At 70.2% G+C, this 22,119-nt stretch carries 23 protein-coding genes and 2 pseudogenes; 15 read left to right on the plus strand and 10 right to left on the minus strand.

The genetic code is table 11. From position 1 onward, the window contains the following. Nucleotides 1–362: 362 nt before the first annotated feature. Nucleotides 363–692, minus strand: a complete 330-nt coding sequence (locus ACK4S2_RS12480) for a DUF3775 domain-containing protein (protein WP_409624782.1) — start codon at nucleotides 690–692, stop codon at nucleotides 363–365. 124 nt (nucleotides 693–816) lie between these two features. On the opposite strand from ACK4S2_RS12480, the gene ACK4S2_RS12485 reads away from it, so the two are divergent. After that, nucleotides 817–1,551 carry a hypothetical protein gene (locus tag ACK4S2_RS12485; protein ID WP_409624785.1) on the plus strand — a complete coding sequence of 245 codons (735 nt, stop codon included), beginning with the start codon at nucleotides 817–819 and terminating at the stop codon, nucleotides 1,549–1,551. Between the two features lie 356 nt (nucleotides 1,552–1,907). Here the strand turns inward: ACK4S2_RS12485 and ACK4S2_RS12490 are convergent, their stop codons facing one another. From ACK4S2_RS12490 to ACK4S2_RS12505, 4 genes are all read right to left on the minus strand, one after another. Next, the gene (locus ACK4S2_RS12490; protein WP_409624788.1) at nucleotides 1,908–2,552 is read right to left on the minus strand and encodes an anti-sigma factor domain-containing protein; all 645 of its coding nucleotides are present in this window, start codon (nucleotides 2,550–2,552) and stop codon (nucleotides 1,908–1,910) included. Continuing rightward, nucleotides 2,549–3,121 (minus strand): sigma-70 family RNA polymerase sigma factor, encoded by a 573-nt coding sequence (locus tag ACK4S2_RS12495; protein WP_409624791.1) that lies wholly within the window; start codon nucleotides 3,119–3,121, stop codon nucleotides 2,549–2,551. The genes ACK4S2_RS12490 and ACK4S2_RS12495 overlap by 4 nt, the downstream gene beginning before the upstream one ends. 107 nt (nucleotides 3,122–3,228) lie before the next feature. After that, nucleotides 3,229–5,265 (minus strand): ASKHA domain-containing protein, encoded by a 2,037-nt coding sequence (locus ACK4S2_RS12500; protein ID WP_409624794.1) that lies wholly within the window; start codon nucleotides 5,263–5,265, stop codon nucleotides 3,229–3,231. Continuing rightward, nucleotides 5,255–5,653, minus strand: coding sequence for a cupin domain-containing protein (locus tag ACK4S2_RS12505; protein ID WP_409624797.1), 399 nt, complete (start codon nucleotides 5,651–5,653; stop codon nucleotides 5,255–5,257). Before ACK4S2_RS12505 ends, ACK4S2_RS12500 begins: the two co-directional genes overlap by 11 nt. 152 nt (nucleotides 5,654–5,805) lie before the next feature. Between ACK4S2_RS12505 and ACK4S2_RS12510 the strand changes: the two genes are divergently transcribed. The 5 genes from ACK4S2_RS12510 (at nucleotide 5,806) to ACK4S2_RS12530 (ending at nucleotide 10,180) form a co-directional block, all read left to right on the plus strand. After that, nucleotides 5,806–6,600: a phytanoyl-CoA dioxygenase family protein gene (locus ACK4S2_RS12510; protein ID WP_409624800.1), complete on the plus strand. Its 795-nt coding sequence runs from the start codon at nucleotides 5,806–5,808 to the stop codon at nucleotides 6,598–6,600. Between the two features lie 63 nt (nucleotides 6,601–6,663). Continuing rightward, nucleotides 6,664–7,632 (plus strand): tellurium resistance protein, encoded by a 969-nt coding sequence (locus ACK4S2_RS12515; RefSeq protein WP_409624803.1) that lies wholly within the window; start codon nucleotides 6,664–6,666, stop codon nucleotides 7,630–7,632. A gap of 83 nt (nucleotides 7,633–7,715) precedes the next feature. Continuing rightward, nucleotides 7,716–8,327 carry a holin-associated N-acetylmuramidase gene (locus ACK4S2_RS12520; protein WP_409624806.1) on the plus strand — a complete coding sequence of 204 codons (612 nt, stop codon included), beginning with the start codon at nucleotides 7,716–7,718 and terminating at the stop codon, nucleotides 8,325–8,327. Then, complete coding sequence (locus ACK4S2_RS12525; RefSeq protein ID WP_409624808.1) at nucleotides 8,318–8,866, plus strand: holin family protein; 549 nt, start codon at nucleotides 8,318–8,320, stop codon at nucleotides 8,864–8,866. The genes ACK4S2_RS12520 and ACK4S2_RS12525 overlap by 10 nt, the downstream gene beginning before the upstream one ends. Nucleotides 8,867–8,953: 87 nt before the next feature. Further along, a complete protein-coding gene (locus tag ACK4S2_RS12530; RefSeq protein ID WP_409624811.1) occupies nucleotides 8,954–10,180 on the plus strand; it encodes a UbiH/UbiF/VisC/COQ6 family ubiquinone biosynthesis hydroxylase in 1,227 nt (408 codons plus the stop codon). A gap of 129 nt (nucleotides 10,181–10,309) precedes the next feature. Here ACK4S2_RS12530 and gph read toward each other — a convergent pair whose 3' ends face one another. The 4 genes and pseudogenes from gph to ACK4S2_RS12550 all read right to left on the minus strand — a co-directional run bounded on the left by gph (nucleotide 10,310) and on the right by ACK4S2_RS12550 (nucleotide 15,068). Then, complete coding sequence (gene gph, locus ACK4S2_RS12535; RefSeq protein WP_409624814.1) at nucleotides 10,310–10,972, minus strand: phosphoglycolate phosphatase; 663 nt, start codon at nucleotides 10,970–10,972, stop codon at nucleotides 10,310–10,312. 70 nt (nucleotides 10,973–11,042) lie between these two features. Further along, nucleotides 11,043–11,645, minus strand: a complete 603-nt coding sequence (locus ACK4S2_RS12540; RefSeq protein WP_409624817.1) for a superoxide dismutase — start codon at nucleotides 11,643–11,645, stop codon at nucleotides 11,043–11,045. Nucleotides 11,646–12,111: 466 nt separating this feature from the next. Then, a pseudogene (locus tag ACK4S2_RS12545) lies at nucleotides 12,112–13,626 on the minus strand (IS3 family transposase); the annotation flags it as partial. Between the two features lie 398 nt (nucleotides 13,627–14,024). Next, nucleotides 14,025–15,068: an IS5 family transposase gene (locus tag ACK4S2_RS12550; RefSeq protein ID WP_409624846.1), complete on the minus strand. Its 1,044-nt coding sequence runs from the start codon at nucleotides 15,066–15,068 to the stop codon at nucleotides 14,025–14,027. 587 nt (nucleotides 15,069–15,655) lie between these two features. Between ACK4S2_RS12550 and ACK4S2_RS12555 the strand changes: the two genes are divergently transcribed. From ACK4S2_RS12555 to ACK4S2_RS12595, 9 genes are all read left to right on the plus strand, one after another. After that, on the plus strand, nucleotides 15,656–16,027 hold the full coding sequence (locus tag ACK4S2_RS12555; RefSeq protein ID WP_409624820.1) for a winged helix-turn-helix domain-containing protein: 372 nt from the start codon (nucleotides 15,656–15,658) through the stop codon (nucleotides 16,025–16,027). A 63-nt stretch (nucleotides 16,028–16,090) separates the two neighbouring features. Then, nucleotides 16,091–16,885 (plus strand): molybdate ABC transporter substrate-binding protein, encoded by a 795-nt coding sequence (gene modA / locus ACK4S2_RS12560; protein WP_409624822.1) that lies wholly within the window; start codon nucleotides 16,091–16,093, stop codon nucleotides 16,883–16,885. Nucleotides 16,886–16,888: 3 nt separating this feature from the next. Then, the gene (gene modB / locus ACK4S2_RS12565; protein ID WP_409624825.1) at nucleotides 16,889–17,557 is read left to right on the plus strand and encodes a molybdate ABC transporter permease subunit; all 669 of its coding nucleotides are present in this window, start codon (nucleotides 16,889–16,891) and stop codon (nucleotides 17,555–17,557) included. Next, nucleotides 17,557–18,657: a molybdenum ABC transporter ATP-binding protein gene (gene modC / locus ACK4S2_RS12570; RefSeq protein ID WP_409624828.1), complete on the plus strand. Its 1,101-nt coding sequence runs from the start codon at nucleotides 17,557–17,559 to the stop codon at nucleotides 18,655–18,657. Before modB ends, modC begins: the two co-directional genes overlap by 1 nt. Continuing rightward, a complete protein-coding gene (locus tag ACK4S2_RS12575) occupies nucleotides 18,654–19,472 on the plus strand; it encodes a sulfite exporter TauE/SafE family protein (protein WP_409624831.1) in 819 nt (272 codons plus the stop codon). Before modC ends, ACK4S2_RS12575 begins: the two co-directional genes overlap by 4 nt. A gap of 11 nt (nucleotides 19,473–19,483) precedes the next feature. Then, nucleotides 19,484–20,344 (plus strand): hypothetical protein, encoded by an 861-nt coding sequence (locus ACK4S2_RS12580; protein WP_409624834.1) that lies wholly within the window; start codon nucleotides 19,484–19,486, stop codon nucleotides 20,342–20,344. Then, a complete protein-coding gene (locus ACK4S2_RS12585; RefSeq protein WP_409624837.1) occupies nucleotides 20,341–20,550 on the plus strand; it encodes a molybdopterin-binding protein in 210 nt (69 codons plus the stop codon). Before ACK4S2_RS12580 ends, ACK4S2_RS12585 begins: the two co-directional genes overlap by 4 nt. After that, nucleotides 20,547–21,008, plus strand: coding sequence for an SAM-dependent methyltransferase (locus ACK4S2_RS12590; protein WP_409624840.1), 462 nt, complete (start codon nucleotides 20,547–20,549; stop codon nucleotides 21,006–21,008). Before ACK4S2_RS12585 ends, ACK4S2_RS12590 begins: the two co-directional genes overlap by 4 nt. Nucleotides 21,009–21,037: 29 nt before the next feature. Beyond that, nucleotides 21,038–21,451 (plus strand): hypothetical protein, encoded by a 414-nt coding sequence (locus tag ACK4S2_RS12595; protein WP_409624843.1) that lies wholly within the window; start codon nucleotides 21,038–21,040, stop codon nucleotides 21,449–21,451. A gap of 57 nt (nucleotides 21,452–21,508) precedes the next feature. Here ACK4S2_RS12595 and ACK4S2_RS12600 read toward each other — a convergent pair. Further along, nucleotides 21,509–21,993: pseudogene (locus tag ACK4S2_RS12600) on the minus strand (IS5 family transposase); the annotation flags it as partial. Between the last annotated feature and the right edge of the window lie 126 nt (nucleotides 21,994–22,119).

The following is a 22,119-nucleotide window of genomic DNA, read 5'->3' on the forward strand; positions in this document are numbered from 1 at the left end:
CCGACTGCCCCGGCTGCTGGCCCCATGACGACGAGGGGTGGCATCGGGCACCCATACCTCGCCTCGACCAGCACGACGCTCACCGCTGCCGCCCAAACAGAGGGAAAACTGTTCCGCCTCGCGGACTTCTTCAGCAGCCTGTTAAATGCGGGGGGATTACCCCCCCGCACACCTTGCCCTGCACCGCCTTTCGCACGCGCGGCCCGGCGCCGCTTTCACCTTGACCGAAATATCCCGGGGTGAATGGGCCCGGCACGGGCCCAGAGGGGCAGAGCCCCTGTTCTGCCGGCGCGGTTGCGGCGGGGCGCGGCCACGGGGGCCGGTCGCGCAGCCGCCCCGCCATGTGCCATCCGCGGCGGGTGTTACAGGAAATCCTGTTCCGCCTGCGACACATCCACCCCCAGCGCCTCGAGCCCGGCTTCGAGGTTTTCGGCCAGATGCGGCATGCCCGACAGATAGGTCGAGGTCGGGATCGTCGCCTCGGCCAGGGCGGTTTCGACGGCGGCGGCGTAATCCTCGGGGTCGAAGGCGCCGCGGCCGACCCAGGCAATGGCGGTGAGATGGGCCTTTTCGTCGTCGTTCAGCGCGTCGACAAAGGCGGTCAGCTCGCCCGCCCCGGCATCGCCTTCGCGGGCAAGAAACAGCACGTGCACGACCTTGTCGGTGGCGATCTCGATCATGGGCTCGATCATGGGGGCCTCCGTTGCCGATGGGCAAGTGTCGGCGCGAACGCCGCGCGATGCAAGCCCTTGGCGCGGCGGCGGGGCGCGTGGCAGGTTGCGGGCCGAAGGGGCGACGGGCTGAGGGGGGCAGGCGATGACGGCGCAAGGGTGGCAGCGGCTCGAGGGGCCGGGACTGGCGGCCTGGGCGGCGGCGGCGGCGCCGGTGGCGCAGGCGGTGCTGGCCGCGGCGGGCCCGGAGGGCTGGCGCCACGGCGGCACCTGGTTTGCCGGGGTGGATGCCTTGCCGACCGATGCCGCGGGCGCGATGCCGGGTGGGCCGGGCCTGCCCTGGGCCGAGCTGGGGCTGGCGCCGGTGCCGCTGCATCCGGCGCAGCTGTCGGCGGTGCGCGCCGGCTACCCGCAACCCGACCCGGCCGAAACCGAGGCCGCCGCGCGGTTTCGCCGGCGGCGCGATGCCGCGCATCTGGATGGGCTTTTGCCGGTGGGGCCAGAGCGGGCGCGCATGATCCGCGAGCCGCATGCCTGGGTGCTGGGCATCGGGCTGGCCGGCGGGGGGGCGGGTGCCGCGCCCACGGTGGTGTGGTCGGGCAGCCATGTGCTCTTGCGCGCGGCGCTGGCCGAGGCGCTGGCCGGCCACCCCCCGGCGCGCTGGCACGAGGTGGATGTGACGGCGGCCTATACGGCGGCGCGGGCGCGGGTGTTTGCCGAATGCCCGCGGGTGACGGTGCCGCTGGCGCCGGGGCAGGCGGTGCTGCTGCATCGCCACCTGCTGCACGGCATGGCCCCCTGGAGCGGCGGCGCCGGGGTGCGGTCGGTGGCGTGGTTTCGCCCGCTGTTGCCGGATGTGGCGACCTGGATTGCCGCTTAGGCGCATCGGCCCGACCCGACCGCCCGCGGGGAAAACGCTCGGGCAGGTCGGACCGATGCGGGGTGCGGTTCGCCGCTGGGGGTAGGCGCCTGCACCGCGGCCGGGCTGGGCCGGCATGCGCGCAGTTACGGGGCACCCGGGGGCCGAGTTTCAGCGCGCGCGAGAGATCACGCTTTCGTGATCGCGGCCTCGGGGGCCGGCAGTGCGGGGGCGAAGGCAGCGCGGAGGCGCCGGCAGATCGAAGGGCCGACCGCTCGGGGCGCCGGCCGCGCGGGGGCGAAGGCAGCCTCGGGGGCGCCGGCAGCCTTGGGGGGCGCCGGCAGATCGGAGGGCCGACCGCTCGGGGCGCCGGCAGCTCAGGGGGCCGACAGCGGCGCGGCCAGGATCACCGGCCCGGTCGGCGCCGGGCCCGGTGCGCCGCCGGCCGGTTCCAGCGACACCGCCAGCACCGTGCCGGCCGCCAGGTCGGCCAGCGGCAGCACCAGATCGGCGCCCGCGATCAGCCCGAGGCTTTCGGGGACGCCCGAGGCGCCGATCTGCCACAGCTGGTAATCGCGGCCCGGGGGGGCCGCGCCGCCGGCCGTGCGGGTCAGCCGCAAGGCGCGCCCGTCCCAGGCGGCGGCAAAGGCCACCGGCGCCTCGGCGGCCTGCAACTGCGCCTGCAGCCGCGGCTCGGCGGCGGGCGGGGCCCACAGCAGCACCGCCGCCAGGAGCGTGGCCGACAGCGCCAGCCCGCCCAGCCCGCCCCACAGCGCCCGGCGCCGCCAGCCGGCCGGCGACGGGAACAGCCGCGCCTCGATGGCGGCGCGCAGCCGGGCGGGGGGCGGCAGCTCGGGGTAGGCGGCGTCGAGCGGTGCGAAATGCGCCTGCCAGCGCGCCACCGCCGCGGCAAAGGCGGGGTCGCGGGCGATGCGCGCCTCGGCCGCGGCGCGGTCGGCGGCATCGAGCACGCCCAGGGCGTATTCGGCGGCCAGCAGGTCTTCGACGTCGGGCAGGGTCATGGGTCCATGCACTCCCGCAATTGCTGCAGGCCACGGCGCAGCCAGGTGCGCATGGTGTTGAGCGGCACCTTGTGGCGCTCGGCCAGCGTGGCATAGCTTTCGCCCGAGACATAGGCCCCGCGCAGCGCGGCGGCGCGTTCGGGCAGCTGCCGGTCGAGGCAGTCGGCCAGACGCCCGAGCTCGGCGCGGGCCAACAGCCGGTCTTCGGCGCCGCCGCGCGGATCGGCGAGCGTGTCGGGGTCGGTCGCGGCATCGCCGCCGCCGCCGCTGCCGCTGTTGCCGGGCCGGGCGGCGCGGGCGCGCAGCCGGTCGATGGCCCGGTTGCGGGCGATGGCGATCATCCAGGTCATTGCGCGCCCCTTTGCCGCGTCATGGCGCCCGGCATGGGTCCAGATGCGCGCGTAAACCTCTTGCAGCGCGTCCTCGGCCTCGGCCCGGTCGCGCAGGATACGCAGCACAACCCCGAAAAGTTTCGCCGAGGTGGCATCGTAGAGCGGGCGGAAGGCGCGCCGGTCGCCGGTGGCGGCCGCGGCCAGCAGCGGTGCCAGGGGGTCGTCCTCGGCCGTCATGGGCGCAGCCCCGGGGCGCCGTCACCCTGGCCGGAGGCGCGGCGGGGGGCGCGACGCGCCCCGGACCTGCAGCAAAAGGGCCACCGGGTGCGGCGCGCCATGCCGGCCTAGCCCCGCCGCCGCCGGCGGCCGCCTTCGCCTGCGCCGCCGGTGTTGAAGCCGACGTCGGGCAGGGTCACCACCCTGGCCAGTTCGGGGAAGGGGTCCACCGCGTGCGGAATGGCGTTGGCGGCGACGAAATGTTCCTGGAACCGCGGCTCGATGGCGGTTTCGACCTTGTGGATGGCGTGCACGGTGGCCTCGATCGCCGACCGCGCGGCGATGTTGCACAGCGCGATGCGCGCGCCGGTGCCGGCGGCGTTGCCGGCGGAAAACACGCGGTTCAGCGGCACATCGGGGATCATGCCCAGCACCATCGCGTGTTTGGGGCTGATATGCGCGCCGAAGGCGCCGGCCAGCACCACGCGGTCCACCCGGTCGATGCCCAGTTCGTCCATCAGGAGCCGCGCCCCGGCATAAAGCGCCGATTTCGCCAGCTGGATCGCGCGCACGTCGCCTTGGGTCACGGTGATGCGCGGGCCGCCTTGCAGGGTGCCGTCGTGCAAGAGATAGGCGTGGGTGCGGCCTTCGGGCTCGCACCGCCAGGTGCCGACCTGTTCGGCGCTGCCGATCAGGCCCGAGGCATCGAGGATGCCGGCCATGCGCATTTCGGCCAGCACCTCGATGATGCCCGAGCCGCAGATGCCGGTGACGCCCGTCTGCTGGGTGGCAGTGGCAAAGCCGGGATCGTCCGACCACAGGTCGCAGCCGATCACCTTGAAGCGCGGTTCCTTGGTGGCGGGGTCGATCTCGACCCGTTCGATGGCGCCGGGGGCGGCGCGTTGGCCGGAGGAGATTTGCGCGCCTTCGAAGGCGGGGCCGGTGGGGCTGGAACAGGCCAGCACCCGCGCCTTGTTGCCGCAGAGCAGTTCGGCGTTGGTGCCCACATCGACGATCAGCACCATGTCGTCGGACTTGTCGGGTTCTTCCGACAGCGCCACGGCGGCGGCATCGGCCCCTACATGCCCGGCGATGCAAGGCAGCAGATAGGCGCGGGCATTGGGGTTGAGCACGGTGAAATCCAGCTCGCGCGCGGCCAGCGACAGGCTGTCGGAGGTAGCCAGCGCAAAGGGCGCCTGGCCCAGCTCCACCGGGTCGATGCCCAGCAGCAGGTGGTGCATCACCGGGTTGCAGACGATCACGGTTTCATAGATGCGCGCCGGGTCCGCCCCCGCCTCGGCCGCGATGGACTGGGCAAGGCTGTTCAGCGCCAGCCGCACCGCCCCGGTCATTTCGGCATCGCCGCCGGGGTTCATCATCGCGTAGCTCACGCGGCTCATCAGATCCTCGCCGAAGCGGATCTGGGGGTTCATCAGGCCCGAGGAGGCCAGCACCGCGCCGTCGCGCAGGTCGGTCAGATGCGCGGCGATGGTGGTGGAGCCCAGGTCGATGGCCAGCCCCAGCAGCGGGCCTTCGTCGAAGCCGGGCAGGATGTCGAGCACCTGTGCGGGCCCGCCGCGGTGGTCGCGGAAAAGGATGACGGTGACCTTCCATTCGCCCTTGCGCAGCACGGGTTGCAGCTTTTTCATCACCGTCAGCGGCGCCTCGACCGCCGCCACCTGCCACTGGTCGCGCAAGGCGGCTGCAAGGCGCTGGAAATCGCCCGAGGGGTCGTGCATGTCGGGTTCGGCCACCTCGACGTAAAGCGCGCGGGTGGCCGGGTCCATCGTGATCGCGCGCGCGGTGGCGGATTTGCGGATCACCTGCTTGTGGACCTGCGATTCGGGCGGCACGTCGATGACGACATCGCCCTGGATGCGGGCCTGGCAGCCAAGGCGGCGGCCGTCGATCATGCCGCGCCTGGACTTGTAGCGGTCTTCGACCGCGTTCCATTCGGTCAGGGCATCGGCGGCAACGGTGACGCCGTGCTTGGGAAACTCGCCGTAGCCCGGGGTGATCTGGCATTTGGAACAGATGCCGCGTCCGCCGCAGACCGAATCGAGGTCCACCCCCAGCTGGCGCGCCGCGGTCAGCACGGACGTGCCGCGGGGAAAGCGCCCGCGCTTGCCCGAAGGGGTGAAGATCACAAGGGCATCATCGGTCATGCTGGGTCTCGTGCGGGAAATGATAGGCGATGTCGGCAAAGCTGTCGGCTGCAAAGGTGTAGAACCACCGCAGCGGCGCGGTTGCCTGGGGCACGCCATGCACCGCGCCCCCGGGGATGTAAAGTGCCAAACCGGGCGCGAGGCGGTGGGGCTGGCCGTCGATCAGCACATCGCCGGTGCCGTCGAGGCCGAAATAGACCTCGGCCTGCGGGTGGGAATGCAAGGCAAAGGTTTCGCCGGCCGCCAGCATCGCCACGCCGCAGACGAGGTCGCGCGTGTCGGTCGCCGGCGCGGAAACCAGCGTGCGAAACCGGATGGTGCCGCGCGCGGGGTCGTCCCAGCGTTCGTCGGGCAAGGTGGCCTGGTCCACGCGGACGGGCGTTCTCATCGCTGCCCCCTGTTCGGACGCGGCCCGGTGCCGCGCCTTGACGTTCTAGGCGATTGCCGGCGCGCGGCAAGCGCGGTTCGCGGCATAAGCCGGTCCGCTTGCGGCATCGGCGCGCTTGCGCCAAGGTGGCGCCGACCGCCAGGGAGGCCAGGATGACCGCAACCGTCATACCCGAGATGACCGCAAGCTATGCCCGCGATGGCGTGGTCCTGGTGAAGGGGCTGTTTTCCGCGCCTTGGGTCGAGGTGTTGCGCCGCGGGGTGGCGGCGAACATGGCCGACCCTTCGCCCCAGCAGATGGCCACGCTGAAGCCGGGCGAAAAGGGCGTCTTCTTCGACGATTACTGCAACTGGCAGCGCATCCCGGAATTGCGCGCGGCGATCTTCGAGTCGGGCGTGGCCGATGCGGCGGCGGCGCTGATGGGGTGCGCGCGGGTGCAGCTGTTCCACGATCATGTGCTGGTCAAGGAACCGGGCACCAACAAGCCGACGCCCTGGCACAGCGACGGGCCCTATTACTTTGTCGAGGGGCGGCATACGGTCAGCTTCCGGGTGCCGCTGGACCCGGTGACGGATGCCGCCTTGCGCTGTGTGCCGGGCAGCCACCTGTGGCCGCGCGACGTGCTGCCGACGCGCTGGATGGCCGAGACGAACTTCTACCCCGGCGACCACGATTACATGCCGGTGCCCGACCCCGAGGCCGAAGGGATGCCGATTGTCGAATGGCCGATGGAGCCGGGCGATGCGGTGGCCTTTCATTACCGCACGCTGCACGGCACGCGCGGCAACACCACCGCCAACCGGCGGCGGGCGTTTTCGCTGCGGCTGGTGGGCGAGGATGCGCGCTATGTGGAGCGGCCGGGCCCGACCTCGCCCCCCTTTCCGGGGCACGGGATGCAGCCGGGGCAACGCTTGCGCGAGGACTGGTTTCCGGTGCTGCGCGGCTGAGCGTCGCAGCGACTTTGCCCGCGCCGCAGCGTAGCGACGGGGGACCGAACGAGGGATGTTCCGATGGCCAGCCAGCCGCCCGCCTTTCAGAAATTCGCCGAGCGCCGCAAGGGCTGGCGCACGCCGCCGGCGATCTTTCCGCCGGTGATGGGGCTGTTCGGGCTGGGCCTGGCCTGGCGGCGCGCGATGGCGGCGACGGGCCTGCCCGGCGGGCTGGCCGAGGCGCTCTTGGGGGCGGTGAGCCTGCTGTATCTGTTCTGTCTTGCGGCCTATCTGGGCAAGGTGGTGCAGCGCCCCGGCGTGCTGGCCGAGGATTTCCGCACCTTGCCGGGGCGGGCAGGCTTTGCCGCGGCCAACCTGTCGGGCGTGCTGCTGGCGGCCACGCTGGTGCCTTATGCGCCGGGGCTGGCGCTGGGGGTGCTGGGGCTGGCGCTGGTGGCCCATGCCGCGCTGGGCGTCTGGGTGCTGAACGCCTATGTCCGCGGGCCCGAGGAAACGCGCGTCATCACGCCGGTCTGGCATCTGACCTTTGTCGGCTACATTCTGGCGCCGCTGTCTCTGGTGCCGCTGGGGCAGGTGCAAGCGGCGACTATGATCCTTTTTGCGACGATGGCGGTGGCCGGGCTGATCTATGCCGTCAGCGCGGTGCAGCTGGTGCGCCGCATTCCGCCGGCGCCCTTGCGCCCGCTGCTGGCGATTCACCTGGCGCCGGTCAGCCTGTTCGCCACCGTGGCGACGCTGGTCGATCTGACGGGGCTGGCGGCGGTGTTCGGCGTGGCGCTGCTGGGGGTGCTGGCGGCCTTGCTGGCGGCGGGGCGCTGGATCGCGGAAGCGGGGTTTTCGGCGCTGTGGGGGGCGTTCACCTTTCCCTCGGCGGCCGCCGCCGGGGCGCTGCTGGCGCTGGGCTGGGATGTGGCGGGGCTGCTGGCGGTGGCCGCGGCCAGTGCCATCGTGTTTCCCATAGCCGTCAAGGTGATGCAGGCCTGGGCCAAGGGCGGGCTGGCCGTAAGGACCAACGCCGCGCAGGCCTGAGCCGGGCAGCGCACGCTGCCGCAAGCCCGCGTTAACCGCCTGTTTGCCATTCTGGCCGCCGAAAGGCAGCCATGGGGGCAGGCATGAAGACGGTGCGACAGATCGCCGAGGAAATCGTGGCACGGGAAGGCGGGTTCGTGAACGACCCCGACGACCCTGGCGGGGCGACCAACCACGGGGTGACGATTCACACGCTGCGGCGGCTGGGGCTGGATCTTACCGGCGACGGCCGGGTGGACGTGGCGGATGTGCGCGCGCTGACGCGGGCGCAGGCGGTGGATATCTACATCCGCCATTACTTCGAGGCGCCGGGGCTGGGGCGGTTGCCCGAATGCCTGCAGGCCAGCGTGTTCGACATGTTCGTGAACGCCGGATCGAACGCCATTCGCATCCTGCAACAGATGCTGGCGCGGATGGGCTACGAGACGGTGGCCGATGGCGTGCTGGGGCCGCAGACGCTGCGCCACGCGCATCTGGCGGCGGCGCGCGGGCCGGAACTGCTGGCCGATGCCTATGGCATCGAGCGGCGCAACTACTACTATCGCCTGGCCGACGGGCGCCCGGCCAGCCGCAAGTATGCGCGGCGCAAGGACGGCGGCAAGGGCGGCTGGATCCTGCGGGCGGAGGAGTTCATCTCGCCTCGGTTCCACCTGACCGAGGCCGAGCACCGCCGGAGGGTCGCGGCATGGGGATGATCGCAAGGGTGCTGGGCGGCCCCGGGGCGGTGGCGACGCTGGGGCGCGCGGCGCGCGAGGTGGCCGAGGTTTTCACCCCCAACGCCACCCGCGCGCTGGAGCTGGCGCATGACAGCGGCGCGGCCGCGCTGGCGCAGCACGGGGCCGAGTTCGTGCAGGCGCCGCAAGGCTGGTTCGATCATGCGGTGAACGGGCTCAACCGGCTGCCGCGGCCGATGCTTGCGCTGGGCACGCTGGGGCTGTTCGTCTATGCCATGGCGGACCCGGAAGGGTTCGGGTTGCGCATGGCGGGGCTGGCGCTGGTGCCCGAGCCGCTGTGGTGGCTGCTGGGGGCCATCGTCGCGTTCTATTTCGGGGCGCGCGAAACCCATTACTTGCGGCACCGGACCGGGGCCGGGGGGGGTGCGGGGAGGGCCGTGCCCCCCCCGCACCCCCCCCGCACGGCGCCGTCCGACGGCGCCCCCGGCCCCGAGGGCGGCGAGGGGGCGCCCGACAACCCCGCGCTGGCGCAGTGGATGCATGCGGCGGGCGACCGATAGGCCGGCGCGGGCGCCTTGCTGTGCCCTGCGGCGGGCGCGGCGCTGGCGCGCATGGACTTTTGCGGCCGGTGCGGCATATCTGCGGGCATGGAACAGGAACACGATGTCATCATTGCCGGCGGCGGGCTGAACGGCCCGGCGCTGGCGCTGGCGCTGGCGCAGGCGGGGCTGCGGGTGGCGGTGGTCGACCCGCGCCCGGGGCGGGTGCGCACGGCCGAAGGCTTTGACGGGCGGGCCTATGCGCTGGCGCTGGCGTCGCAGCGGTTGCTGGCGGCGCTGGGGGTGTGGGGCGCGGTGGCGCCGCAGGCCCAGCCGATCCGCGGCATCCGCACCAGCGACGGGGTGCCGCCGCCGGGGGCGGTGCCGTTCTTTCTGGGCTTCGACCAGGGCGAGCTGGACGAGGGGCCGATGGGCTTTCTGCTGGAGGACCGGCATCTGCATGCCGGGTTCCTGCAGGCGATGGCCGAGGAACCGCGCATCGACTTTCGCCCCGGGGCCGCGGTGGTGGCGCAGGCGACGGCCGGTGCGGCGGCCGTGGCGACGCTGGACGACGGATCGGTGTTGCGCGGCCGGGTACTGGTGGGCTGCGACGGGCGCGGCAGCGGGGTGGCGGCGCGCGCCGGCATTCGCCGCACCGGCTGGGGCTATGACCAGACCGCGCTGGTCGGTGCCATCCGGCCCGAGCGCCCGCACGAGGGGTTCGCGCATCAGATCTTTCTGCCCGAGGGGCCCTTGGCGATTCTGCCGCTGACCGAAGGGCGCGCGTCGATCGTGTGGTCCGAGCGGGCGCGGGCGGCAGAGGTGATCGCGGCCTTGCCCGACGAGGATTACCGCGCGCTGCTCGAATCGCGTATCGGCCATGTCACCGGCGCCATCGCGCTGGAGGGGCCGCGGTTCCGCTATCCGCTGACGCTGACGCTGGCCGAACGCTATGTCGCGCCGCGGCTGGCGCTGGTGGGGGATGCGGCGCATGGCGTGCATCCGATCGCCGGGCAGGGGCTGAACCTGGGCCTGCGCGATGTGGCGGCGCTGGCGCAGGTGCTGGCCGAGGCGCGCCGGCGCGGCGAGGATATCGGCGCGGCCGACGTGCTGGCGCGCTACGAGCGGTGGCGCCGGTTCGACAGCACGGTTCTGGCGCTGGGGATGGATGCGGTCAACCGGCTGTTTTCCAACGACAACCCGGTTCTGAAGGCGGTGCGTGCGCTGGGGATGCGGGCGGTGGCGGCCGCCCCCGGGCCGCGGCGGGCGTTCATCCGCGAGGCGGCGGGGCTGGCGGGCGAGGTGCCGCGGCTGCTGACCGGGCAGCGCCTGTAGGGGCATGGTCCCGGGCGGGGGCCCGCGCCGGCGGCCCCGTCGAGGGGCCCCCGGCGCGGCGCGGGGCCGGCCCCGCGGACCCCGGCCGGAGGGCTGTCTGCCCTCCAGCGCCACCCGAGGATATTTCGGTCAAGGTGAAGGGGGGGCGAGGAGGGCCGGCAAGGCCGACCAGTCGTCGAAGGCCAGCCGGTGCGGCAGGGCGGCGGCGGGCGTGCGGCGGTAGCCTTGGGTGAACAGCGCGAAGTCCACCCCGGCGCGGGCGGCGGTTTCGGCATCGGTTTCGCTGTCGCCGACGAACAGCACCCGGTCGGGCGGCAGGCCGAGCCGTTCGGCCGAGGCGATGAGCGGCGCGGGGTCGGGTTTGGCGGTGGGCAGGGTATCGCCGCCGATCAGCACCGGGAAGAAATCCGACCAGCCGAAGTGCTGCGGCAGCGCCCGGGCCGGGCCGGCGGGCTTGTTGGTGCAAAGCCCGAGCGGCAGGCCGGCGGCGTGCAGCGCGGCGAGGGCTGCATCAGCGCCGGGAAAGGGGCGGGTGCGGCTGGCGCCGTGTTCGTAGCGGTTGACGAAGGCCTGGACCATGCGCGCGGTGCGGTCGGGGCGGTTTTCGCCGGCGGAGAAGGCTTCCATCCGGGCGACAAAGATCGGGGCGCCATTGCCGATGAAGCCGCGGGCGCGGTCGAAGGGCACGGGGGGCAGGCCCTCGGCGGCCAGCACGGCGTTGCCGGCGGCGTGGATGTCGGGGGCGCTGTCGACCAGCGTGCCGTCGAGGTCGAAGATCAGGGCCTGCCACATGGTGCGAGGCTCCGCCGGGGCTGCGGCGGCCGGGGGGCGGAAGGCGCCCCGGCCGCCAGCGGGTGCGGTATCAGAGCCGGGCGGCCACGGCTTCCCAGTTGACCAGCTTTTCGAGGAAGTTGGTCAGGTAGGCCGGGCGCTTGTTGCGGAAGTCGATGTAGTAGCTGTGTTCCCACACGTCGCAGCCCAGAAGCGCGGTCTGGCCGAAGCACAGCGGGTTGACGCCGTTTTCGGTTTTCGTGACCTTGAGCGACCCGTCCTTGTCCTTGACCAGCCAGCACCAGCCCGAACCGAACTGCGCGGCACCGGCGGCGGCGAAATCGTCCTTGAATTTCTGGACCGAGCCGAAGGCCTCGGTCAAGGCCTTTTCCAGCGCGCCGGGCATCTTCTTGGCCTCGCCCGGGCCCATGATTTCCCAGAACAGGTTGTGGTTCCAGTGCTGGGAGGCATTGTTGAAGATGCCGTTCTGCGCCACGGCGCCGGCCTGGTAGGTGCCGCGGACGATATCCTCGAGGCTCTTGCCTTCCCATTCGGTGCCGGCGATCAGCTTGTTGCCGTTGTCGACATAGGCCTTGTGGTGCAGGTCGTGGTGGTATTCCAGCGTTTCGCGCGACATGCCGAGGGTGCTGAGCGCATCATGGGCGTAGGGAAGATCGGGCAGGGTGAAGGCCATGGCGTTTCCTTTCGGGTTGATCGGCTGGAGTGAATAAGGGCCTTCGGCCCGGCAAGGTCAAGGCCGCGCGCTGCGGCGGGGTTGCGGCGCGCCGCAAGCGTTCGCGGGCAGGGGGGGCCGCTCCGGGGCGCCCGGCGCGCCCGGTTGCCGGCGCTGCGCCGGGGCCCGAGCGAGCGGCAGCGGCCGCGTTTTCGCCACCCGTGATGCGGAAGTCGCGGCGGATGTCGGCGGTTTCCTGCGCCAAGCGGCTGGCCCGGGTGCGGGTCCGACGCGCCGCGAAGGCCGCGCGGTCGGCGAAGGTTTCGTCCACCTGCCAGATCAGCGGATCGGCGGTTTCCGGTGTTTGTCAAAGCAGTTGTCGCATGATTTGATTTCAAGCTGCGCGTTTGGCTGGCCCGGCCAAGGGTCCGCCGCCACCAGCTTCTTGGGTGAGCGCGTCGGCGGACCCATGGCCTCCGCGTTCGGCGTCGGGCCGTTGCGGGTTCAGCCAGACCGGGCCGACAGGCTGCCAGTTGCGCGTCGGTCCTGACCAGCGTTCCGGCCGGGCGGCTCGGGCCATCTTGTAGACCTGATGCCGGCTGTCGAGCAGCACCCGGTCCTCGCCGCGGTGGCGCTGGTCGGGGGTGACGAAGCGCAATGCGCTATGGCGATGGTCGATGTTGTACCAGGTCGCGAAGCCCTGAACCCAGGTCCGCGCTGCGTCTATCGTTGCGAAGCCGCGGGTCGGCCAGTTGGGCGTGTCCTTGCAGGTGCGGAACAGTGCCTCGGAGAAGGGGTTATCATTCGACACCCGCGGTCGGCTGAACGACGCGGTCACGCCGAGCCGTTCCATCGTGGCGCCCTTCATGGGACTGCCGTTGTCGGCATGGAGCACCAACGGGCCGGTGAGGCACCTTTCAGCCCGGACCGCGCGCTCCAGAACCTGCGCGGCGAAGTCGGCCGTCTCGCGGTCATGGACTTTCCAGCCGACGATCTTGCGGCTGAAGATGTCGACGATGAGATAGAGGTAGAAAAAGGCCCCGGCGATCGGCCCCGGCAGCCACGTTATGTCCCAGCTCCAGACCTGGCACGGGGCCTTGGCCTCGAAGCTGGTGGGTGGCTTGCGGCGTGTGGCCGGTCGGGCTCGACTGCGGCGATGGGTCTGGCCGCGTTCGCGCAAAACCCTGTAGAAGCTGGAGTCCGAGGCGATCCGGATGCCCCGGTCGGCCAGCTGCGGCACGATCTGGCTGGGCGGAAGGCTGGCGAATTCCGGGACGTTGCAGGTTGCCACGATGCGACAGCGCTCCTCATCGCTCAGCTTGCTGGCAGGCTCGGGGCGTTCGGCAAAGGGGCGGCGATCGTCGCAGATTGCACCCTCCGGCCCCGTCCAGCGCTGCAGGGTGCGTGCGGTCAGGCCCGGTTCGGCACAGGCGGCGGCCCGGCGCGCGCCGGCCGCCGTGGCCTTGTCGATCAGGGCAACAATCTCTTGGCGATCCGGGGTGGCGGTCATTCGTCCTCGCCCTCCTTGCGGCCCCAGATCGCCTCGGCCTTTTTTCTGAGGATCATCAGCGCCGCGGCTTCCGCCAGAGCCTTCTCCTGGCGGGCCAGATCCCGTTCCAGATCCTTGATCCGCTTCTTGTCGTCCTTGGTCTCGCGCGAGATCCGGCTGGTGGCCGCACGCTCCCAGTCGTTCGCCCGCTCGCAGGCCTCGCGCCACACGCCGAGCTGCTCAGGGTAAACGCCCCGGCGGCGGCAGTATTCGCCAAGCTCCGCCGCGTTCATCGATGCGTTCGCCAGGGGTCTCGAACCAGTGGCGACGCCATGGCTCACCGATCACCGCCCCAAGCTTGTCGCGCGAGGTCCAGCCCTCCGGCCCGGCATTGGCATCGGGCAGGAACTGCCCCTTCGCCCGCGCCTCCGCCCGCCACTTCGCAAGCGTCGCCTGGCTGATCCCTTCCTCCTGGACCAACTGGACCAAGGGCATGTTGTTCGGCGGCAGCATCTTCGTCAGAACCGCTGCCTTCCTCTCCGGTGAATACGCCAAATCATCACCCTGTCCCGCCCACCTCTGGGTATAATCTCAAAAGTAGTGCAGGCGACAACTGTTCTGACTGAGGGGGGAGGCGAGTTCTTCGAACAAATGGCTCATGGGAACGGGCCGTGAAGGGCCTTGCCGCTTTTCTCCAGATCCTGACGGGATGCAGCCTGATCCATGGTTCGAGCGGAAGATTCAACTATGGGGCACCTCGATTTTTCACCGTTTTCGGCTGGTCAGGGCCAGTTTGGCGACCTGAAGCCTGCAGGAAGCGGCTTGGCGGGGTGCTTCGGAGTGTGATCTGGGACCGTCCCGCCTGGTCGCGGCGGGTTTCGGCCCCTGCGGCCTGAGTTTCGTGCCCCGCGTCAGGCAGGGCACGGGTTCAGACGGCGCAGCTGGACGAGGCGGCGCATGTTGTAGGCGAGGTTCTTCATCCCGATCTTGGCTTTGGCCCGCACCATGCCGATTGTGCGCACGAGGGTGCCGCCCATGTCGTTGGCCTGCGCGCCGAAGATGTGCTCGACCCGTGCGCGGACGGCTGATTTCGTCCGGTTGCTGCCCTTGCCCTGTTCGGTCAGCGGCTTGCCGCGCTTGCCCTTGCGGTGGATGTGGCTCTTCAGGTTCAGGTCGCGCAGCCTGGCTTCCATTTCCTCGGACCGATAGGCCGGGTCGGCCCATACGCCGGCACCGGTGTTGCCCCGCATCAGCAGATGATCCACGGCCTGGCTGTCATGCAGCGCCGCGTCGCTGACATGAAAACGGCGGATCAGCTTGTGCTGTCGGTCCACGTTCACATGGTTCTTGTAGCCGTAATGGCTCTTGCCATGCTTCTTGGTCCAGCGCGCATCGATATCCTTCTGGCTGCGCTTGGCGGGCTTGTCGGCCCAGCCCTCGGGCACATCGCCGTTCTTGATCGCCTTGTTCTCGTCCCGCGTATTGTGGTTGCGCGGCACCGGCACGATGGAAGCGTCAAGGATTTGCCCGCCCCGCGCAATATAGCCCTGCCGGGCCAGATAGCCGTCGAACTGCGTGAACAGCACCTCCACCATGCCCGCCCGCGCCAGCGCTTCGCGATAGAGCCAGACGGTCTTTGCATCGGGAACCCGATCCGCCAGGCCGAGGCCCAGAAACCGCATGAACGACAGCCGGTCGCGCACCTGATACTCGATCTGGTCGTCCGAGAGGTTGTAGAGCGCGCCCAGCACCAGCGCCTTGAACATCACCACCGCGTCCATCGGCTTGCGCCCGGCCCGCGACTTGCGCTCCCCCCCGGGCCTGCGCCAGACCCGCTCCAGCGTCGGGAGAAACTCCTCCCAAGGCACAATGGCGTCGATCTCGACCAAGGGATCCTTCTTGGCATCCAGGCTCGCGTAGCGGTCTGAAAGATCGAAAAAACCCATCTGCGCCATCGTCACGCTCAAGTCGCTGAATGCCCTCTCCTTCCTACAGCTGCAGGCCCGTCAGGGCAATTTTTCGAGGTGCCCTATGGTCTCCCGCCGCGCATCTTCGACCGGGCCCGTCTGAGGAGGGCATCTGGAATGGCGGCTGATCGACACACGCCCGGATGGAGCCCGAGGAGTGTCCAAGGCCCGACGCCCGAGCGCACAAGCCGCAGCGTCGGATGTGCCGCTGCACCGGCATGGCGCCGATCCCGGTCTGGATGGTCCGCTCGGGGCCGGTGCCGTGGTGGACGACGCGCTGCCGGCCATCGGGCAGACGCGCGTCCGCGACACTGGCGACAAAGCTCGCCGCTTCCGCCCCGGCGCCGCGGCCAGCATCTGGCGCGCGCTCTCGCGGGCAATCTCGGTCGGCGGGCCGAGGATCGTTCCGGGCTGGTGGAGCGCGGTGATCGTGGTATCGTCCGTCACGGCGTATCGCTCCTCCGGGAGGTTCTGGCAGGCTTCGACACCCGCCACGATACGCCGCCATCTCTGGCCCCATCACCCATGTTCAGTCATGGCTCCAAGCAACCGCAACAGGCCCCGATAGTAGGAATATGGATACGAATACCAAACGCCCGCGCCTGCGCATCCGCATCGTCTTCGGCGACGAGGAAATGTTTGGGCCGGGTAAGGCCGAACTGCTTGAACGGATTGATCGAACGGGGTCGATCGCCGCGGCGGGGCGCGAGATGGGCATGAGCTACAAGCGGGCGTGGGAGTTGATCGGCACGCTGAACGCGATGTTTCAGGCCCCGCTTGTCACCAGCACGCGCGGCGGGCCGGGCGGTGGCGGGGCGGTGCTGACCGACATGGGGCGCGAGGTGCTGCGGCTCTATCGCGGCTTCGAGGCAGAGGCCGCGCAGGCGGGGGTGCGGCAGCTTGACGCGCTTTGCGCAGCCCTGAAGGATATTCCCGAAGGAAAATAGCGCTTGTGTTGAAGCTGGCCCTTCTGCGATATGTTCTTTGGAACATAACTCAGGGAGCTGCTGATGACCTTTGCCTTTCCGCGCCGTTCGATCCTCGCTGCCGTTGCTGCCGTTGCGGCCTTCGCCTTGGCCGGGCCCGCCCTGGCCGAGGATCCGCCGGTGATCGCGGCCGCCGCCGACCTGAAATTCGCCGTGACCGAGATTGCGGCGGCCTTCGAGGCGGATACCGGCAAGAAGGTGGAGGTCTCGCTGGGATCGACCGGCAACTTTGCCACGCAAATCCGCCAGGGCGCGCCGTTCCAGATGTTCATGGCGGCGGACGAGAAGTTCATCCGGCAACTGGCGGCCGAGGGGCTGGCGCGCGACGAGGGCACGCTTTACGCCGAGGGCCGCATCGTCATCATGGTGCCGCACGGCTCCAAGCTGACGGCGGATGCGGCAATGGACAATCTCGCCGCGATGATCGAGGCCGGCACGCTGACGAAATTCGCCATCGCCAACCCCGAACATGCGCCCTACGGCCTGCGCGCCGAAGAGGCGCTGCGCCATCGCGGGCTTTGGGACAGCATCCAACCCTACCTGATTCTGGGCGAGAATGTCAGCCAGACCGCACAATTCGCGCTGTCGGGCAATGCCGACGGCGGGATCATCGCGCTGTCGCTGGCCTCGGCGCCCACGGTTTCGGCGCAGGGCACCTATGCCCTGATCGACCATGACTGGCACGACCCCTTGCTGCAGCGCATGGCGCTGATGAAGAATGCCGGGCCCGTGGCCGAGGAATTCTACGCCTATATCCAGACGCCCAAGGCGCGCGAGATCATGGTGAAATACGGCTTCGTGCTTCCCGAAGGGAACTGAGCCTTGGACTGGACGGCGCTGTATCTGTCGTTGCGTCTGGCGGGCTGGACGGTGGTGATCCTGTTGCCGCTGTCGATCCTCGCGGGGCGGTTCCTGGCCTATCGCCAGTTCCGCGCCAAGGGGCTGGTCGAGGCGGTGGTGATGCTGCCGCTTGTCCTGCCACCCACGGTGTTCGGGTTCTACATGCTGCTGGCCTTCGGGCGCAACTCGCCCATCGGCGATCTGTGGCAGCGGGTGTTCGGGCACCAGCTGGTGTTCACCTTCGAGGGGCTGCTGGTGGCGAGCGTGATCTTCAACCTCTCCTTCGCCATCCAGCCCGCGCAGCGCGGCTTCGAGGCGGTGCCCGTGGAGGTGCGCGAGGCGGCATCGTGCTGCGGCCTGTCGCCGTGGCGCAGCCTCTGGAGGGTCGAACTGCCGCTGGCCTGGCCCGGTGTGCTGACCGCGATGGTGCTGGTCTTTGCCCATACGCTGGGCGAATTCGGCGTGATCCTGATGATGGGCGGATCCATCCCCGGTGTCACGAAAACCATTGCCATCTCGATCTATGACCGCGTGCAGGGGTTCGACATGGAGGGCGCGGCGATCATGTCGGCGACACTGGTGGCGATCAGCCTGGCGACGATCACGCTGACCTACATGCTGTCGGCGCGCATCGGACGGAGGCTGGGCTGATGGCGCTGGAGGTGATGGCGCGGGCCACGGCCCCCATTCCGTTGAACGTCGCATTCCGGGTGGAGCCGGGGGAACTCCTGGCACTGGTCGGCCATTCCGGGTCTGGCAAGACCACGCTCCTGCGCACCATCGCGGGGCTGTGGCGGCCCTCTTCGGCGCGCATCAGCGTGGGGGATGCGGTCTGGCTGGACACAGGCACGGGCGTGAACCTGCCGCCGCATCGGCGCCATGTCGGCGTGGTGTTCCAGAACTACGCGCTGTTTCCGCACATGACGGCGGCGCAGAACGTGATGACGGCGATGGACGCCCCCCATCCGGCCGAGGCCGTGCGCCTTCTCGATCTGGTGAACCTGCACGGGCTGGGCGACCGCAAGCCCGTGCAATTGTCGGGCGGGCAGCAGCAGCGCGTCGCGGTGGCGCGCGCGCTGGCGCGCAAGCCCGATGCGCTCTTGCTGGACGAACCGTTCTCGGCGGTGGACCGCGCCACGCGGGAAAGGCTGTATGGCGAGATCATCGAGTTGCGCCGGTATCTGGCCATGCCGGTGGTGCTGGTCACTCATGACATGAACGAGGCGCAGCTTCTGGCCGACCGCATGGTGGTGATCGAAAAGGGCAACATCGTCCGCGCCGGGACCACGGCCGAGGTGATGGCCGACCCCGAGGCCTTGCGCGCCATGGGCATCCGCGAGGTGGCGGCGATGCTGCCCGCGACGGTGGCCGAACATCTGCCCGATGGGCTGACCCGGTTGCAGGCGGCCAGCGGCCCGCTGTTCCTGCCCATGGTCGAGGCCGCGCCGGGCACGGCGGTGCGGGTGCGGATCATGGCGCATGAGGTGATCCTGGCGCGCGCCCGGCCCGAGGGGCTTTCGGCGCAGAACATCCTCGCGGGCCGGATCACCCGGATCGTGCAGGGACAGGGCCCGGCGGTGATGGTGCATGTCGATGTCGGCGGACATGAGATCCTCGCCCGCATCACCCGCCGCGCGGCCGAGACCTTGGCGCTCCGGACGGGCGATCCGGTGCACGCGATCCTCAAGTCGATGTCGGTGGCACGCGATCATGTGGGCCGCGCGCCCAGGGCCGTCGAGGGCGTGCAATGAACCGACCGGTGCGCCCCGCGCTGGCTTTTGGCGTGGGGTCCGTGATCGGCACGGTCGGCGGATTGATCGGCCTCGGCGGGGCCGAGTTCCGCCTCCCCGCGCTGGTGGGTGTGTTGCAGTTTTCGGCTCGTGAGGCCGTAGCGATTAATCTCGTCGCCAGCTTCGTCGTCCTGGCCGCCGCCTTTCCGTTCCGCGCCGCCTCGGTGCCCCTCGCGACGATCCTGCCGCATCTGCCCGCGGTGCTGGGAATGCTGGCAGGATCGATGTCAGCCGCCTGGGTCGGCGCGGGCTGGTTGCGCCGGGCGCCGGACAGGCTGCTGGGACGGTCGATCCTTGTCCTGCTCGTGGCGCTCGGCTGCGTGCTGATCGCCGAAGGGCTGTTCGTGGCCGAACCGACGCGACTGGTCGGCGCGGGCCTGATCCCCACCGTTCTCGTCGCCGCCCTCTGCGGCATCGGGATCGGCCTTGTCTCCTCGCTCCTGGGCGTGGCGGGGGGCGAGTTGATCATTCCGGTGTTCATCCTGCTGTTCGGCGTGGATGTGAAACTGGCGGGATCCATGTCGATGCTGGTGGGGATGCCCACCATCGCCGTGGGCCTCTTGCGCCATTTCGGGGCGGGATCGGTGCTGCGCGAAGGGCCGGTCTGGCGCAGGACGATTCTTCCTCTCGGCGCAGGCTCGATCTTCGGCGCCATCCTCGGCGCGCTGGCGCTCGGCCTCGTGCCGTCGCAGGCGCTCAAGATCGGGCTCGGGCTTATCCTGATCTGGTCGGCCTGGGGCGTGTTCCGCCACCTGCCGCAAGAGGCCCGGGCATGAAGGGGCCGGTCTTGATCTTCGGCCTGTCCGAGGCGGCATCGGCCGTGGTCCACCGTCTGCACCGCGACGGCTGGGCGGTGGTGCTGGCGGCGGATGCCCCGCCCAAGGTGCACCGCCGCAAGATGGCCCTTGCCGATGTCTGGTGGGACGGAACGGCGGTGTTGGCGGGTGCGGTGTGCGTGCGGATCACGACCGAGCAGTTCCAGGGAAAGTATTATCCAACGGGCGTGATCCCGTTCGTGGCCATCGGCTCGGAGAAGGCTCTTGACCTTGTGTCCTGGGCCGTGGCGGTCGATGCAAGGCTGGCCAAGCGGGGGGCACCCTTGCGCCTGCGCGGGCGGGTGCCGCTGTCCATCGGCTGCGGTCCGGGGCATGTGGCGGGACAGACCTGCGATATCGCCATCGAAACGCAATGGGGCCCGGACCTCGGCGCGGTGATCGCCCGTGGCCCGACCGCCGCCCTGGCCGGCGAGCCGCGCGCCATCGATGGAGTGGGGCGCGTGCGGATCGTCTATGCGCGCGTCGCCGGGCCCCTGACCGTGCTGCGCGACATCGGCGATCAGGTAACGGCGGGCGAGATCGTGGCGCGGATCGCGGATCATCCCGTCGCCGCCCCCATCACCGGCACCCTGCGCGGGATGCTGCGCGACGGGATCGCCGTCGAAGCCAGCGACAAGGTCTGCGAGGTCGATCCGCGGCCCGCAAGTCTGGCTGTTTTCAGCGGCATCGGCCAGCGCCCGGCCACCATCGCCGAGGGAGTCGCCCGCGCCATCGAGACGACGCCCCTGCACGGGTCCGATATCGCATCGTCCCCTCCCAGAGGCCCCCACCAATCGACGCCATTCACAACCGGAAAGGAGACCAGACCATGAAACTGAGCGCCCGCAATGTCCTGAAAGGCAAGGTAGCCGCAATCGAACCCGGCGCCGTGACCACAATCGTCAAGATCGACCTCGGCGGCGGGGTGATCGTGACCAGTTCGATCACCAAGGCGGCGGCGGACGATCTGGGCCTTTCGGTCGGCGACGAGGCCTTCGCCGTCATCAAGGCCTCGGACGTGCTGGTGGGCAAGCCATGAGCCTCGATCACGCAACGATCCGTGCGGGCGAGGAGACGGCCGAGGTGCCCGATACGCACGACGCCGGGCTCATCTTCATCGGCCACATCGAGACGCCCTGGGCCACCCGGTCGGACTGCCCCAGACGGGGCGACCCCGAGGGCGGGCCGGACTGCACGCTGGTGCTCGATCCGCGCTGGCTGCCCGCACTGAAGGGGGTGGCACCCGGCGACAGCATTCAGGTTCTCTACTGGATGGACCGCGCGCGGCGGGACCTGCTGACCCAGTCGCCGCGCGACGATGGCGCGACCATGGGCACCTTCGCCCTGCGCTCGCCCAACCGGCCCAACCCGATCGCCAGTTCCATGGCGCGCCTCGTGGCCATCGACGGCGCGCGCCTGACCGTGCGCGGGCTCGACTGTGTGTCGGGCACGCCGCTTCTCGATCTCAAGCCCGACGCCTGCAAGGGACATGTGTGATGAGACACGGCAAACCGAATTCAGAACCAATGACTTGGCGCGGCCTGATCGCCCCGGCAGTGCTCGCGATCCTGATGGCGCTGGCCTTCGTCCACGAGGCCCGCGCGCGGGATGTCGTTGATGCGACGGGCCGCACCGTCACCATCCCCGATGCGCCCGCGCGCGTCTTTGCCGCCGGCCCCCCGGCCTCGGTCCTGCTCTATGCGCTGGCGCCCGAGGCGATGGTTGGCTGGGTGCGTGCCCCGCGCGACGGCGACAAGCCGTTCCTTCTGCCCGCCACCCATCACCTGCCCGAACTGGGGCGTCTGACAGGGCAGGGGGGCACGGTGAACCTGGAGGTGTTGCTGGCGACCAAACCCGACCTGATCGTCGATTTCGGCACGGTCAGCCCCACCTACATCGACCTTGCCAACCGCGTGACCGAACAGACCGGCATCCCCTAACAGGCTGCTGAAGAAGTCAGCCCTCGACCCGGAGTTAGGCTCCAGACTCATTGATGGTCAAAGCCAGAACAGGACGGTTGCGGCGAGGGCGATGGCGGAGAGGAAGACCTTTGGGCACCTGTCGTAGCGGGTTGCGATGCGGCGCCAGTCCTTGAGCCTGCCGAACATGATCTCGATCCGGTTGCGTCGTTTGGAGCGGCGCCGATCGTATCGGATGGCCTTGCCACGGGACTTCCGGCCGGGGATGCAGGGCTTTATCCCCTTGTCTTTCAACGCATCCCGGAACCAGTCCGCGTCATGGCCGCGGTCGGCGATGAGCCACTCGGCACCCGGCAGGCTTCCCAGCAGGGCCGCCGCGCCCATGTAGTCGCTGACCTGGCCCGCGGTCATGAAAAAGCGGATCGGCCGCCCCTTCGCATCGGTGACGGCGTGCAACTTGGTGTTCAGCCCGCCCTTCGTGCGCCCGATCAGGCGCCCACGCGTGTCGTCGGGCCCCCCTTTTTGACCCGCAGGCTCGAGGCCGTGCAATGCGCCTTCAGATAGCGCATTTCCCGATCATTGTGGTTCATAGCCTGCTGCGGTGAAGAAGTTGGCGCTCTCCCCGGGGGTGATGAGATCGACGAGCCGTCCGATGGCGTCCCAGAGGGCCGCAACGGTTCGCTCGGCCG

It is taken from the genome of Gemmobacter sp., assembly GCF_046292685.1.
Lineage (GTDB): Bacteria > Pseudomonadota > Alphaproteobacteria > Rhodobacterales > Rhodobacteraceae > Wagnerdoeblera.